General features: G+C 63.0%; 10 protein-coding genes. 5 read left to right on the forward strand and 5 right to left on the reverse strand.

From position 1 onward, the window contains the following. Positions 1-196 precede the first annotated feature (196 nt). Positions 197-1771: a cation:proton antiporter family protein gene (locus PG900_RS00195; RefSeq protein WP_270830654.1), complete on the reverse strand. Its 1575-nt coding sequence runs from the start codon at positions 1769-1771 to the stop codon at positions 197-199. 69 nt (positions 1772-1840) lie between these two features. After that, on the reverse strand, positions 1841-2590 hold the full coding sequence (locus tag PG900_RS00200) for an HAD-IIA family hydrolase (RefSeq protein ID WP_011706469.1): 750 nt from the start codon (positions 2588-2590) through the stop codon (positions 1841-1843). A gap of 214 nt (positions 2591-2804) precedes the next feature. Here PG900_RS00200 and PG900_RS00205 point away from each other — a divergent pair, with 214 nt between their 5' ends. Continuing rightward, positions 2805-3824: an adenosine deaminase gene (locus PG900_RS00205; RefSeq protein WP_270830655.1), complete on the forward strand. Its 1020-nt coding sequence runs from the start codon at positions 2805-2807 to the stop codon at positions 3822-3824. An 86-nt stretch (positions 3825-3910) separates the two neighbouring features. Here PG900_RS00205 and PG900_RS00210 read toward each other — a convergent pair whose 3' ends face one another. From PG900_RS00210 to PG900_RS00220, 3 genes are all read right to left on the reverse strand, one after another. Next, positions 3911-5032 (reverse strand): alkene reductase, encoded by a 1122-nt coding sequence (locus PG900_RS00210; RefSeq protein WP_016351117.1) that lies wholly within the window; start codon positions 5030-5032, stop codon positions 3911-3913. A gap of 189 nt (positions 5033-5221) precedes the next feature. Next, the gene (locus tag PG900_RS00215; RefSeq protein ID WP_270830656.1) at positions 5222-6757 is read right to left on the reverse strand and encodes a TerC family protein; all 1536 of its coding nucleotides are present in this window, start codon (positions 6755-6757) and stop codon (positions 5222-5224) included. Positions 6758-7069: 312 nt separating this feature from the next. Then, positions 7070-7996, reverse strand: coding sequence for a cation diffusion facilitator family transporter (locus PG900_RS00220; protein ID WP_011706465.1), 927 nt, complete (start codon positions 7994-7996; stop codon positions 7070-7072). 169 nt (positions 7997-8165) lie between these two features. Between PG900_RS00220 and ydiJ the strand changes: the two genes are divergently transcribed. The 4 genes from ydiJ (at position 8166) to PG900_RS00240 (ending at position 14377) form a co-directional block, all read left to right on the forward strand. Further along, complete coding sequence (ydiJ, locus tag PG900_RS00225; RefSeq protein ID WP_270830657.1) at positions 8166-11225, forward strand: D-2-hydroxyglutarate dehydrogenase YdiJ; 3060 nt, start codon at positions 8166-8168, stop codon at positions 11223-11225. Beyond that, entirely contained in the window at positions 11225-11713 is a 489-nt protein-coding gene (locus tag PG900_RS00230) for a hypothetical protein (protein ID WP_203133522.1), read from the forward strand. Before ydiJ ends, PG900_RS00230 begins: the two co-directional genes overlap by 1 nt. A gap of 126 nt (positions 11714-11839) precedes the next feature. Continuing rightward, entirely contained in the window at positions 11840-12301 is a 462-nt protein-coding gene (locus tag PG900_RS00235; RefSeq protein ID WP_118880949.1) for a hotdog fold thioesterase, read from the forward strand. Between the two features lie 180 nt (positions 12302-12481). Continuing rightward, positions 12482-14377 carry a DEAD/DEAH box helicase gene (locus tag PG900_RS00240; RefSeq protein ID WP_016351112.1) on the forward strand — a complete coding sequence of 632 codons (1896 nt, stop codon included), beginning with the start codon at positions 12482-12484 and terminating at the stop codon, positions 14375-14377. The last annotated feature ends 75 nt before the right edge of the window (positions 14378-14452 follow it).

The raw sequence follows: 14452 nt of genomic DNA on the forward strand, positions 1-14452 counted from the left end.
TACAAGTAAAGTGCAGTTGCAGTCTCAATGAGACGTCATTGCACCTATATGAGACGTCATTTCATTTGGAATGAGATCCCACACAAGGGTAAAAAAACGGGGCCATCCAGGCCCCTTGATTGTTCGTTTTATTAAACGAGGTTGCGCATAACGTAAACGATAGCGCCTCCCTTGCCAAGGGGACCGCAGCCCCCCGTCAGCGTGGCTGCAGCCGTTTGATGACGTGGCGGGCGAAGCCGCTGCCCGCTTCGTCGTAGACGTTGAACACCGCATCCACCCCTTGCTCTTTCAGGGAGGCGATGTCGTCCTCGAAGCGGACGATGGCGGCAATCTTGCCGGCAAAGCCGTGGCTGCGCAGTTTCTCGATGGCGTAGAGGTTGCCCGAGTGGTGAGGCATGGCCAGCAGCACCAGGTTGACCTGGTTGGAGAGCAGCACCTTGTCCCAGAAGTCGGTATCGGTGGCATCCCCCTCGATAACGTTCATGCCCTGGGCGCGCAGGGTGGGCAGCTTCTCGCTGTCGTTCTCCACCCCGAGGATCACGGTGCCGTACTTGTTCTCCAGCTCGAAGTAGGCGCCTTGACCGATCCGCCCCATGCCGAGGATGATCACCTCGGCATCGCCGAGCTCGATGGGCCTGTCCTCCGGGTGCAGGGTGGTGGCCTGCATGCCGCGCAGCCAGTTGCCGAGCCGATGGTAAATGCGCTCGCTCTGGCCGTTGAGGGGGGCCGAGATCATGAAGCTGGCTGCCAGCGCCAGGGAGAGCGCGACCAGCCACTCGTGGGAGATCCAGCCCGCCTTGGCGGCGATGGCCGCGACGATGAGACCGAACTCCGAGAAGTTGGTGAGCGCCAGGGTGGAGAGCAGGGCGGTGCGCACCCGCAGGTGGGCGCCGCTGTAGACCAGATAGTAGAGCGCACTTTTGAGCGGCAGGGCCAGCACCAACGCCAGCGCCAGCAGCATGGTGTCGTGGGTCGGCAGGCCGTTGAGGCCGATGGTAAGAAAAAAGCAGATGAGAAACAGATCTTTGAGGTTGAACAGCGACTTGGCCAGCCCCGCAGAGGCGGGGTGGGAGGCGATCAGCATGCCGATGACCAGCGCCCCGAGATCGGGCTTGAGCCCCACTACCTCGAAGCCGGCGGCCCCCACCACCAGCGCCAGGAAGATCCCGAACAGCACCTGCAACTCGCCGTGACCGGCCCGCTCCAGCAGTTTCAGCAGCAAGGGGCGCAGCAGGGGCAGGCCCAGGATCCAGAGCGCCCAGATGCTGGGCCACTGGCCGCTGGAGGCCGCCAGGAAGGCCACCGCGAACAGATCCTGCATCACCAGCACGCCGACGGCGAGGCGGGCATAGAGGGCGTTCATGTCGCTGCGCTCCTCCAGCACCTTGACCGCAAACACGGTACTGGAGAAGGAGAGGGCAAAACCCAGCAGCAGCGCCAGCCGCCAGTCCAGCGACATGGCCAGCGCCAGCCCGAGCCCCTTGCACACCAGCAGCACCACGGTGAACAGCAGGGTGGAGAGCAGCAGGTGCAAACTGGTGGTGCCCCAGACGTCGCGCCGCATCAGGATCTTGACGTTGAGCTTGAGGCCGATGGTGAACAGCAGCAGGGTGACGCCCAGATCGGCAATTTCGTTCAGGGCCGGGGTGTTCTGATAGCCCATGCCGTTGAGCAGAAAACCGGCCGCCAGAAAGCCCAGCAGGGGCGGCAGGCCGATGAGGTTGACCAGCATGCCGCAGCCAAAGGCCACGGCGATCATGACAGGTTCCATTGCGCGTCCTTCAGGGGTAACGAGGCCGACCTGGGCCGTGCGCCAGGCCGGCCCGTCAGCCGGCAGGGATCAGACGATGTCGATATCCACCACTGAGTCGAAGATGTGGTTCGGCCGAAACGGCATGCGGTCGATGTCGGCCACCTTGCTCACCCCGGAGAGCACCAGCACTGTCTCGAGGCCAGCCTGGAAGCCCGCCAGAATGTCGGTGCGCAGGTTGTCGCCGATGATGATGGTGTCGTCGGAGTGGGCCTCCATCCGGTTGAGCGCCGCGCGGATGATCCAGGCGCTCGGCTTGCCGACGTAGAACGGCTTCTTGCCGGTCATCCGCTCGATGGGGGCGCACAGGGCGCCGCAGGCCGGGTGCATCATGGGGCCGTGGGTATCGGGGTTGGTGGCGATGAAGCGGGCCCCCTGATCGACGAACTTGGCCCCCAGCTGCATCATGGTCCAGTTGTAGTTGCGGGTCTCGCCCACCACCACGAAGTCGGGGTCGATGTCGGTGATGGTGAAGCCGGCCTTGTAGAGCTCGTGGGTCAGCGCCCCTTCGCCGATCACATAGGCCTTCTTGCCGTCCTGGCGCTTGAGAAAGTCGGCGGTGCCCATGGCGGAGGTGTAGAAGCACTCCTCCGGCACCTCGATCCCGGCGGAGCGGAAGCGGTTTTGCAGATCTTTCTGGGTCTGGGCCGGGTAGTTGGTCAGAAACAGCAGCTTGCTGCCCTGCTCCAGCAGGCGGTGGACGAAGCGGTCGGCACCGGGCACCAGATCGTTGTTGTGCAGGATGACGCCGTCGATGTCGCAGATGACGTTTTTCTTCATGGGGACTCCTTGTGTAGGCGCAAGAGGCGGCGGAAAGTTGCGCCAACTCTCAAGATCTTCAAATAGTTATGTTGTTTTTGTGACGCCATTATAAGTCTGTTTGATGACAAGTCTCCCCCATAAACAGAGATAGGTGCACAATGAACGACAGAGGGGAGGGATCCGCTCCGCCACTGGCTGGTCCCGCTGTCTGTGAACCGATGGAGCCATCATCATGGATAACTTTATTGCCGGTCTGCCCAAGCTGGAGTTGCACCTCCATATCGAAGGCTCGCTCGAGCCGGAACTGATGTTTGCCCTGGGCCAGCGTAACGGCGTGGCCCTGCCCTGGCCCGACGTGGCCAGCGTGCGCGCCGCCTATGAGTTCGATTGTCTGCAATCTTTCCTCGATCTCTACTACCTGGGGGCCAGCGTGCTCATCACCGAGCAGGATTTCTTCGACCTCACCTGGGCCTATCTGGAACGCTGCGCCGCCGACAAGGTGGTGCACGTGGAGATCTTCTTCGACCCCCAGACCCACACCGCCCGCGGCGTGCCCTTTGCCACCGTGCTGGGCGGCATCGAGCGGGCGCTGCAGCGCGGAGAGCGGGAGTTTGGCATCAGCTGGCGGCTCATCATGAGCTTCCTGCGCCACCTGAGCGAGGAGGATGCCTTTGCCACGTTGGCAGAGGCCACTCCCTTCCTGTCGCGCATTCACGGCATCGGCCTCGACTCGGGGGAGAAGGGCAACCCGCCCAGCAAGTTTGCCCGGGTCTTTGCCCGCTGCCGCGAGCTGGGGTTGCCGGTGGTGGCCCACGCCGGCGAAGAGGGGCCGGCGCAGTATATCTGGCAGGCCATCCGGGAGCTTGAGGTGCGACGCATCGATCACGGGGTGCGCTGCGTCGACGATCCCGATCTGCTGCGCTATCTGGCCGATACCCGGCTGCCGCTCACCGTCTGCCCCCTCTCCAACACCCGCCTCAAGGTGTTTGACAAGATGGCCCACCACAACGTGCTGGCGCTGCTGGAGCAGGGGCTGTGCGTCACCATCAACTCCGACGATCCCGCCTATTTCGGCGGCTACATGAATGCCAACTTCCACGCCCTGGCCCATGAGCTGGGGGCCAGCATGAACCAGCTCTGCCGCTTGTCACTGAACGCGGTGGAGGCGAGCTGGCTTAGCCTGGCCGACAAGGCGCGGCTGACCCGGGAGATCAGAAGCTACGCCGCCTGCTACGGGGTCAGCCTCCATTAGCCTGCGGCGCCGGCAAGCATGACAGGCAAAAAAACGCGCCCACCAGTGATGGTGGGCGCGTCTCGTTATGACTAGGCGGGTTTGACTCAGGCCGTGTGGGGCTGGGGGGCCGCCTGATAGGTCGGGTAGTCAATCAAGCCTTTTTCGCCGCCACCGAACAGGGTGGCCGGATCGTGAGGGGCCAGTGGATAGCCGTGACGCAGCCGCTCGGGCAGGTCGGGGTTGGCCACGAAGGGGCGGCCGAAGCCTATCATGTCGGCCCAGCCCGCCTCGAGCGCCGCCCGGGCACGTTCGCCGTCGTACTTGCCGGCATAGATGAGGGTGTTGGGGAAGGCGTCGCGCAGCCCCTGCTTGAAGCCTTCCGCCATCAGCGGGGCATCGTCCCAGTCCGCCTCGGCGATGTGCAGGTAGACCACGTCGAGCCGGCCCAGCAGGCGGGCGGCGGCCAGGTAGGTCTCCTGCGGGTTGGCATCCACGGTGCCGTTGAGGGTGGTGAGCGGCGCGAGGCGCACCCCGACCCGGTCGGCCCCGATCTCGCTGCAGACTGCCTCGGTCACCTCTTTGAGGAAACGCAGCCGGTTCTCCAAGGAACCGCCGTAGCCGTCGGTGCGGGTATTGGACTCGGAGTCGAGGAACTGGTTGATGAGGTAGCCGTTGGCGGCGTGCAGCTCGATGCCGTCAAAGCCGGCCAGCATGGCGTTGCGAGCCGCCTGACGGAACTGCTCCACTACCGCGTCGATATCGGCCTGGGTCATGGCGCGCGGGGTGACGGTTTCGACGAACCCGGGGGCATCGCTGCCGTTGTCGACGAATACCCGCACCCCTTTTGCCTGAATGGCGGAGGAGGAGATGGGCTGGGCACCGCCGAGGTTGTCAGGGTGAGTGACCCGGCCCACGTGCCAGAGCTGGGCGAACATGGTGCCGCCCTTGGCGTGCACGGCGTCGGTCACCTGCTTCCAGCCGGCCACTTGTTCGGCGCTGTGGATCCCCGGCGTCCAGGCGTAGCCCTTGCCCATGGGGTCAATCTGGGTGCCTTCACTGATGATGAGACCGGCCCCGGCGCGCTGGGCGTAATAGGTGGCCATCATGGCATTGGCCACGTCACCGGGCTGGCTGGCGCGGGAGCGGGTCATGGGGGGCATGACGATGCGATTGTTGAGGTGCAACTGGCCGAGGCGCAGGGGGCAGAACAGGTGATCGTGGTGCATGGTGAATTCCTCATGGTGATGATGGGCTCACTCTAGTGCCGGCATCCCTTGCGAAAAAGAGGGGTAATTGCACAAAAGAATTGCGCTGATGGCAGCAATGGTGAAAAGAGAGAGGGGCAGGGGGGAGGCGCCTGAATAAAAAAGGGGGCCCGCAAGGCCCCCTTTTTCAGCATGGTTCAAGCAATGGCGTCAGGCCTCCAGCGGCATGACGCGCACCCGCTCGATGCGCCGCTCGCTCACCTCGACCACTTCGAAGCCGAGCTGCTGCAGTTGCAGCTGCTGGCCCGGGGCGGGCAGGGTGCCGAAGTGGGAGAGCAGCATGCCGGCCAGGGTCACGTACTCGTCGCTCTCGCTCACCAGCCCTTCGTGTTCCAGCACCTGCTCCACGTGGTGGATGTTGGTGCTGCCGTTGATGAGCCAGCCTTCTCCATCGCGGACGATGTCCGGCGTTTCATCTTCATCGGGCAGTTCGCCGACGATGGCCTCCAGCAGGTCGTGGGTGGTCACCAGCCCCTGGATCACGCCGAACTCGTCGGCCACCAGGATGAGGCTGCCCTTGGCCTGGCGCAGCTCCGCCAGCAGCTTAATCACGTTGATGGTCTGCGGCACTATGATGGGGTCGTTCTGTTTGGCCAGCTCGCTCAAGGATTGCCCTTCGTTGAGGGCAAACAGCAGGTCGCGCGCCTTGACCACCCCGATCACCTCGTCCAGATCGCCGTCACAGACCGGGAACAGGCTGTGGGGCTCCTGCTGCAGCAGGGCGCGGATCTCGTCATTGGAGTCGTTGACGTCGATCCAGGCCATCTCGGAGCGCGGGGTCATGATGGTGCGGATGGAGCGTTCGGCCAGCGACAGCACCCCGGTCACCATGTAGCGCTCCTCCTCGCCAAAGCTCACCGGCTCGGCGGCGGGGGCGTCCAGATCGTCGTCCGGCCGGTCCTGATACGCCTTGCTGCCCATCAGCTTGAAGATGGCGGCGGTGGTGCGCTCGCGCAGGGGCTGCTTGGCTTCGTGGCGTTCGGCACTGCGCTGGGAGAGCTGATTGAAGAATTCGATCAGCACCGAGAAGCCGATGGCCGCGTAGAGGTAACCCTTCGGAATATGGAAGCCGAACCCTTCCGCCACCAGGCTAAAACCGATCATCAGCAGGAAGCTCAGACAGAGCACCACGACGGTGGGGTGGGCGTTGACGAAGCGGGTCAGCGGCTTGGAGGCGAGCACCATCACCACCATGGCGATGGTCACTGCCGCCATCATGACGCCCAGGTGTTCCACCATGCCGACGGCGGTGATGATGGAGTCCAGCGAGAAGATGGCATCCAGCACCAGGATCTGGGTGATCACCACGCCGAAGCTGGCGTAGACGCCGACCGGCCCGTCTTCGGGCGGCTTGGCTTCCAGCCGCTCATGCAGCTCGGAGGTGGCCTTGAACAGCAGGAACAGGCCGCCCCCCATCAGGATCAGGTCCCGACCGGAGAAGGGGTGATCCCACAGGTGCAAAATGGGGGTGGTCAGGGTGACCAGCCAGGACATCACGCTCAAGAGCCCCAGGCGCATCAGCAAGGCCAGTGACAGACCGATGACGCGGGCCTTGTCTCGCTGGGCGGGGGGCAGCTTTTTCACCAGGATGGCGATGAAGACCAGGTTGTCGATCCCCAGCACGATTTCCAGGACGATCAGAGTAAACAGACCGATCCAGATGTGGGGATCCAGCAGCAATTCCATGTAGTGACCTCAATAAAAACAGACAGAGCAGAGAGTGAGCACGGCGTACGATGGCCGCAGTGACAGCAAGGCAATGGCGTTATTCAGAGGCGCTGATTAAGCAGATAAAGATAGGCTTTGACGGGAAGAAACGAAGGGCAACTTCGGGGATTGTCCATGATGGGCAATAAAACCTCGGGTTAAAAGTGAGCCCTGATGATAACGGGAATCCCGTATTTGGCAAGAGGGGGCGGGAAGCTCCGGGAAAGGCGCGCTCGCCCAGCGGGGCGACAGGAGCGGGCGGAGCTTGCCAGGCAAGCCCCGCCGTGCGGCTTACAGCCAGCGTTTCTCGCGGGTGAAGCAGACCGAGAGCCAGGCATCCCCCAGGGTATCGCCGAGGCGAGACCAGAGCTCCTGGCGCAGGGCATCCTGGCGCTCGACGGGCCACTCCTGGCCGGGTGCTACCAGAATGTTGAGTTCGAGATCGAAGCGGCGACCGCTTTTCGCCAGATGGCTGTAGCACTCGATGCCATGGCGCAGGCGCAGGGCCTCGACTTCGCTGGCCACCAGCCGGGAGACATCCCCCTTGGGGGCGATCTTCAGCACTTCTCGCAGGTTGCGACCGAGCACCTTGATGGGAATGAGGGTGGCGCACAGGGCCAGCAGCGAGACCAGCACCGGGTCTATGTAGCGGTTGTAGTGGCCGTAGCCGATGGCATCGAGGCCGATGGCGACCACGAAGCCGATGAGCAGGGTGGTGCTGAGCAGGGTGTCGACCAGCCACTCCTTGGAGTCCACCCGCACCAGCTCGGAGTTGACCCGCTCGGCCACGTCGGCCTCGACCCGGTAGATGATGCCGCAGAAGAAGGTGGAGACGACGGCATAGATGAGGGCGTGGCCGAGATCGATCTCCCGTCCGCCCGCCAGCAGGGTGGTTAGGCCGTTGTAGAGTGCCGCCAGGCAGAGCAGCAGAATGATGGTGCCGTTGATGACGTTGGCGATGGGCTCGAAGTGGGCGTAGCCGTATTGAAAGCGGGCATCGGAAGGGCGGGTAACCAGGTAGGCGGTGATGAGCCCCAGCCCCGTCATGCCCATGCTGAACAGGGTGAAGATGCCGTCCAGCATGATGGCGTTGGAACCGACGAACAGGCCATAGCCGATCCCGAAAATGGCAAAGGTGATGCAACCAAACAGCGACAGGGTCAGCGCCTGTTTTTCGGTGCGAATAAGCGTACTGATAACATGGCTGTAATGAGCCATAAAAGTCCTCCTTTCAAATGGTGAAGATTGCGCGCGCAAGCGGTTTTCTAGCTGATATACTGCCCGCTCACATGTGAGCGGACTGGTTCGGGGGCCCGCGAAGAGGCTGGCCCGAACGGTCGTTGTCGCCGGAGTTCCGGCATCAAGCAAAGGAAGGGAACAAGGATTCATGATCCCGAGACTCGATTACCAGGACAGTTTGTCACCTACAACCCTGCAGTTTCTTGAGTTGCTGGCGCGATCAGCATTTCGTGGTGATATCGAAAAGTCTTATGCAAGCCGGTTGGCGATGGCGACGGATAACAGCGTCTATCAGGTAGTACCTCAGGCGGTTCTCTATCCGCGCAGTGCGGACGATATTGCGGTGATGCTCAAGCTGGCTCAGGGGCCCGAGTACGCGACCTTGAGTTTCTTCCCTCGCGGCGGCGGTACCGGCACCAATGGTCAATCCTTGGGCGGCGGCATTATCGTCGATCTCTCGCGCCATATGAACCAGATCATGGAAATTAATCTGGAAGAGGGGTGGGTGCGGGCCCAGGCCGGGGTGGTTAAAGATCAGCTCAACGCCTATTTGAAGCCCCACGGCTACTTCTTCTCGCCGGATCTCTCCACTTCCAACCGCGCCACCTTGGGCGGCATGGTCAACACCGACGCCTCGGGACAGGGGTCGCTGGTGTACGGCAAGACCTCGGATCATGTGCTCGGCCTCAAGGCCGTGCTGGAAAACGGCGATCTCATGGCCACCGAGCCGGTGACCGGTCAGCGTCTGGCGGACAAGCTGGCGCTGGATAACCGTGAAGGGGAGATCTATCGCACCCTCTATCGCATCGGCCGCGAGCGCCGCGCCGACATCGAGGCCACCTTCCCCAGGCTCAACCGCTTTCTGACCGGTTACGATCTCAAGCATCTCTATCAGCCCGATACCGATACCCTGGACGTCAGCCGGGTGCTGTGCGGCTCGGAAGGCTCCTTGGGCTTTATCACCGAAGCCAGGCTCAACATCACTCCCATCCCGCGCTACCGCACCCTGGTCAACGTCAAGTACGACAGCTTCCCGTCGGCCCTGCGCAATGCCCCCTTTATGGTCGAGGCCCAGGCGCTGTCGGTAGAGACGGTGGACTCCCGGGTGCTGGGGCTGGCTCGCGCCGACATCATCTGGCATTCGGTCAAAGAGTTCATTCAGGAGGTGCCGGGCAAGGATCTGCAGGGGCTCAACATCGTCGAGTTTGCCGATACCGACGAGGATGAGCACAAGGCCAAGGTGGCCGAGCTGTGCCGGCGCATCGACGCCCTGCTGGCCAAGGGGGAGGCGGGGATCATCGGCTATCAGGTGTGCAACCACCTGGCCAGCATCGAGACCATCTACGCCATGCGCAAGAAGTCGGTGGGGCTGCTTGGCAACGCCGAAGGGCGCAAGAAGCCGGTGGCCTTCACCGAAGACACCGCCGTGCCGCCGGAATCCCTGGCGGACTTCATCATGGAGTTTCGTGCCTTGCTGGATGCCCACGGCCTTGACTATGGCATGTTCGGCCACGTCGATGCCGGGGTGCTGCACGTGCGCCCGGCGCTGGACTTGTGCGATCCCGAGCAGGAGGTGCTGCTGCGGCGCATCTCCGATCAGGTGGTGGCGCTCACCGCCAAATATGGTGGCCTGATGTGGGGCGAGCACGGCAAGGGTTTTCGCTCCGAATACAGCCCCGCCTTCTTCGGCGAGCTGTGGGAGGAGCTGCAACGGGTCAAGGGGGCGTTCGACCCGGCCAACCGTATCAACCCGGGCAAGATCTGCATGCCTTATGGCAGCGGCGCCGAGCTGGTGTCGGTGGACGGGCCCAAGCGCGGCAAGTTCGACCGCCAGATCCCGCTGGCGGTGCGCACCAGCTATACCCGGGCCCTCGATTGCAACGGCAACGGTCTGTGCTTCACCTTCGAGACCGACTCCCCCATGTGCCCCTCGGTCAAGATCAGCCGCGATCGCCGTCACTCTCCCAAGGGGCGAGCCGGCCTGATGCGCGAATGGCTGCGCCAGCTGGCAGAGCAGGGCTTCGATCCGCTGAGTGAGGAGGTGGCGCTGCAAAGCGGTGGTCTGCGCTTCAAGCAGATTGTCGACAAGTTTCGCAACACGGTGGCCCGCGCCCGCGGCGAGTATGACTTCTCCCACGAGGTGATGGAGGCGATGGAGGGGTGCCTGGCGTGTAAAGCCTGCACTAGCCAGTGCCCCATCAAGGTGGATGTGCCCACCTTCCGCGCTCGCTTCATGCAGCTCTATCACAGCCGCTATCTGCGTGGACCCAAGGATTACTTCGTCGGCACGGTGGAAAGCTATGCCCCCTTGCTGGCCAAGGCGCCGAAACTGGTCAACTTCTTCCTCGAGAAGGAGTGGGCCCAGAAGGCGACCGAGAAGAGCATCGGCATGGTGGACGTGCCGCTATTGAGCGTGCCGACCCTGGCCGAGGAGCTGCGTGACCATCGCGCCCGCTATTTCGATCTGCCGGGCCTGGAGGCCATGAGCCCCGAGCAGCGTCAAAAAGTGGTGCTCATCGTGCAGGATCCCTTCACCAGCTACTACGACGCCCCCGTGGTGCGTGACCTGGTGAAGCTCGCCAGCAAGCTCGGCCTGCAGCCCTATCTGCTGCCGTTCAAGCCCAACGGCAAGCCCCAACACGTGAAGGGCTTCCTGCGCGCCTTTGCCCGTACCGCCGCCAGCAGCGCCCAGTTCCTCAACAAGGTGGCGGCGCTCGGCATCCCCATGGTGGGGGTCGATCCCTCCCTGGTGCTCTGCTATCGGGACGAATACGTGAAGGCGCTCGGTCCCGCCCGCGGTGACTTCCAGGTGCTGCTGCCCCAGGAGTGGCTGCTCTCCTTGCCGGCAGAAGTGTTGCCGGTGCGAGAAGCGCACGCCGGCGCCGAGCCCTGGTATCTGTTCGCCCACTGCACCGAGAAGACCGCCAAGCCGTCGACTCACGGTGACTGGAGTTCCCTGTTCCGCCGCTTCGGTGCCACCCTGCAACCGGTGTCGGTGGGCTGCTGCGGTATGGCCGGTACCTATGGTCACGATGCCAAACAGGTGGAGAACTCCAAGGGCATCTATGGCCTGAGCTGGGCCGAGCCCCTGGCTCGCCTGCCGCAAGCCCGTTGTCTGGCCACCGGATATTCGTGCCGCAGCCAGGTCAAGCGGATGGAGGGGGAGAAACTCAAGCATCCGCTGCAGGCCCTGCTGGAACTGCTCTGATGCTGACCCTGCCCAAGCGGTTTCGGGTGCCGCAAGCCTATCGGCACCCACACTTCCTGCTGCTGCCGGTCAATCCGACCCAGGCGGTGGTGGAGTTCGTCGCCATGCTGCGCGAGCGCGAGCAGCTTCATCAGCTGTTTCGCCCGGACGATGTGTGGCCCTCCGCCAATTTCAGCCTGAGCCAGCACGAGGCCGATCTGGAGTGGCAGCACTCCGAATTTCTGGCCAAACGCTCCTTTGCCTATGGCCTCTGGAGCCCGGCGCGGGAGCCCGAGTTCTGGGGCGGGGTTTACCTCTACCCCTCGGTGTTGCCGGAGGTGGTGGTGGAGCTCTTCTTCTGGAAGGTGGCCGAGGCGCCGCTCACCGATGCCGAACTGGAGGCCGAACTGCGCGCCTGGCTCGGCAAGGTATGGCAGTGGCCCGCGCCGCGCCTGCCGGGGCGCGACCAGCCCTGGGCCGAGTGGCCAGGGGTGACCTATCCCTGGTGAGAGTCAACCTCGATGCAAGATGCCCCAGCGTGGGCATCTTTTTTTTTGCTCCTTTTTCGCCGACACTGCTGGTTTGCCGCTACGGCACAGCGATAACCCGTTGATCACGCAAGGAGTCCGCGCACCATGAGTCAAGAAAGCAGCCCTATCTGGCGCAAGCCCATGAGCCTTGAAGGGCTCAACGCCAGCTCTCGCAACACCCTGATGGCCCACCTCGACATCGTCTATACCGCCTTTGGTCCCGACTGGCTGGAGGCCACCATGCCGGTGGATCACCGCACCCATCAGCCGCTCGGCATGCTGCACGGCGGCGCCTCCGTGGTGCTGGCGGAGACGCTGGGATCGCTCGCGGCCAACATGGCGGTCGGGCCTGATAGTTATTGCGTGGGGCTGGAGGTCAATGCCAACCACCTGAGAACCAAGCGGGAAGGGGTGGTGACGGGGCGTTGCACGCCACTGCATCTGGGGGCGACGACTCAGGTGTGGCAGATAGAAATTCGCGATGAACGTGGTCGTTTATTGTGCACCAGCCGGTTGACCATGGCGGTGCTCAAACACAAGCGGGACAAGGACTCTGGCGAAGCGTGATCTGCAATAACGCACCATGAGTGAAAAATAAGCAAGCCATAGTCGCAAGATCCCTCTATAATTGCCAACGTCTTGAGAGGCTTATCACATTTTTCAAGACAGCAGAACAAAGTGGCGCTATAATCGCCGCCTTTTTGCTATTCCGCGGTGTTAGCCGCCTGCCTTAATCTGGAAGAATCTATGTCTGATACCGAACAACTGCCCCTTTTTAGTGAGCTTGGACTGGCCGCGCCTGTACTGAAAGCGCTGCAGGACGTGGGCTATGAGCGCCCGTCCCCCATCCAGGCCGCAGCAATTCCCCACCTGATGGCGGGCCACGATCTGCTGGGGCAGGCGCAAACCGGTACAGGGAAGACCGCTGCTTTTGCCTTGCCTCTGTTGTCTCGTCTGGAAGCTGGTAACCGCAACACCCAGATCCTGGTGCTGGCACCGACTCGTGAACTGGCTCTGCAGGTGGCTGAAGCGTGCCAACGCTATGCCCACCACATGCCTGATTTCCACGTGCTGCCCATCTACGGCGGCGCCTCCTACGAAACCCAGACCCGCGCCCTGCGCCGCGGTGCTCAGGTTGTCGTGGGTACCCCGGGTCGCGTGATGGACCTGATCCGTCGCAAGAACCTGGACCTCTCCGGCCTGAAAGCTCTGGTGCTGGACGAAGCGGACGAGATGCTGCGCATGGGCTTCATCGACGACGTGGACTGGATCATGGAACAGTGCCCGGCCGGTCGTCAGGTTGCCCTGTTCTCCGCCACCATGCCGGAGCAGATCCGTCGTGTGGCCCAGAAGCACCTGAAGCAGCCCAAAGAGATCAAGATCGCCTCCAAGACTGCGACCGCTACCACTATCCGCCAGCGTTACTGGCAGGTGACCGGTCTGCACAAGCTGGACGCCATGACCCGTCTGCTGGAAGTCGAGCCCTACGAAGCCCTGCTGGTGTTCGTGCGTACCAAGAACGCCGCCGAAGAACTGGCCGGCAAGCTGGCCGCTCGTGGTCACGCCTGTGAAGCGCTGCACGGTGACATCCCGCAGAAGCTGCGTGAGCGTACCGTTGACAAGCTGCGCCAAGGCCAGCTGGACATCCTGATCGCCACCGACGTGGTCGCCCGTGGTCTGGACGTTGAGCGCATCACCCACGTGGTGAACTACGACATCCCCTACGACACCGAATCCTACGTTCACCGTATCGGCCGTACCGGCCGTGCCGGTCGCAAGGGTGAAGCCATCCTGTTCGTGGCACCGCGCGAGCGTCGCATGCTGCGCGCTATCGAGCACGCAACCCGTCAGGCCATCGAGCCGATGAAGATGCCGAGCACCGAGGACATCAACCAGCACCGTCTGGCCAAGTTCAAGGAGCGCATCCGCGAAACCATGATGGGCGAAGAGCTCGAGATCTACGTGAACCTGGTGAACGAGCTGATCGAAGAAGACTCTGCCGATCCGCTGGAGCTGGCTGCCGCGCTGGCCAAGCTGGTACAGGGCGACCAACCGCTGCTGCTGGATGACTCCATTCCGGATCCGGTGTTCAACGCCGGCAACGATCGCGGTGGTTTCGAGCGTCGTGACTTCAACGACCGTGGTGGCCGTGATTTCGCCGACCGTGGCGATCGCCCGGCTCGTCGCATGCCGTCCCTGGAGCCTCGTCCGCTCAAGGACAACCCGGACGTGGAGATGGAGCGCTACCGCGTCGACGTGGGTGCCCATCACGGTGTCAAGCCTGGCCAGATCGTGGGTGCCATCGCCAACGAAGCGAACATCGAGAGCCGCTTCATCGGCAACATCGACATCGCCGATGACTTCTCCACCGTCGATCTGCCCAAGGGCATGAGCGCCGAAGTGCTGGAAGTGATCAAGAAGGCCCGTGTCTGCCAGCGTCCGCTGCAGATCAGCCGCTACACCGAAGTGCCGGCTGGCAGCAACACTGCTCCCCGTCCGCCCCGTGGTGATCGTCCGTTCCGTGGCGACCGTCCTTTCAACAAGGATCGCCGTCCGCAGGGTGACCGTCCCTTCAACAAGGATCGCCGTGAAGGCGGTTTCGACAAGGGTCGCAAATTCGGTGGCAAGCGCCGCGACAGCTAAACCCTGACTGCTAGCTAAAAAGGCCGCTCATCGAGCGGCCTTTTTGTTGCCCGTCGTTCACCCAGGCGATGCCGC

The sequence above is a fragment of the Aeromonas sp. QDB03 genome, from assembly GCF_027707985.1.
Lineage (GTDB): Bacteria > Pseudomonadota > Gammaproteobacteria > Enterobacterales > Aeromonadaceae > Aeromonas > Aeromonas hydrophila.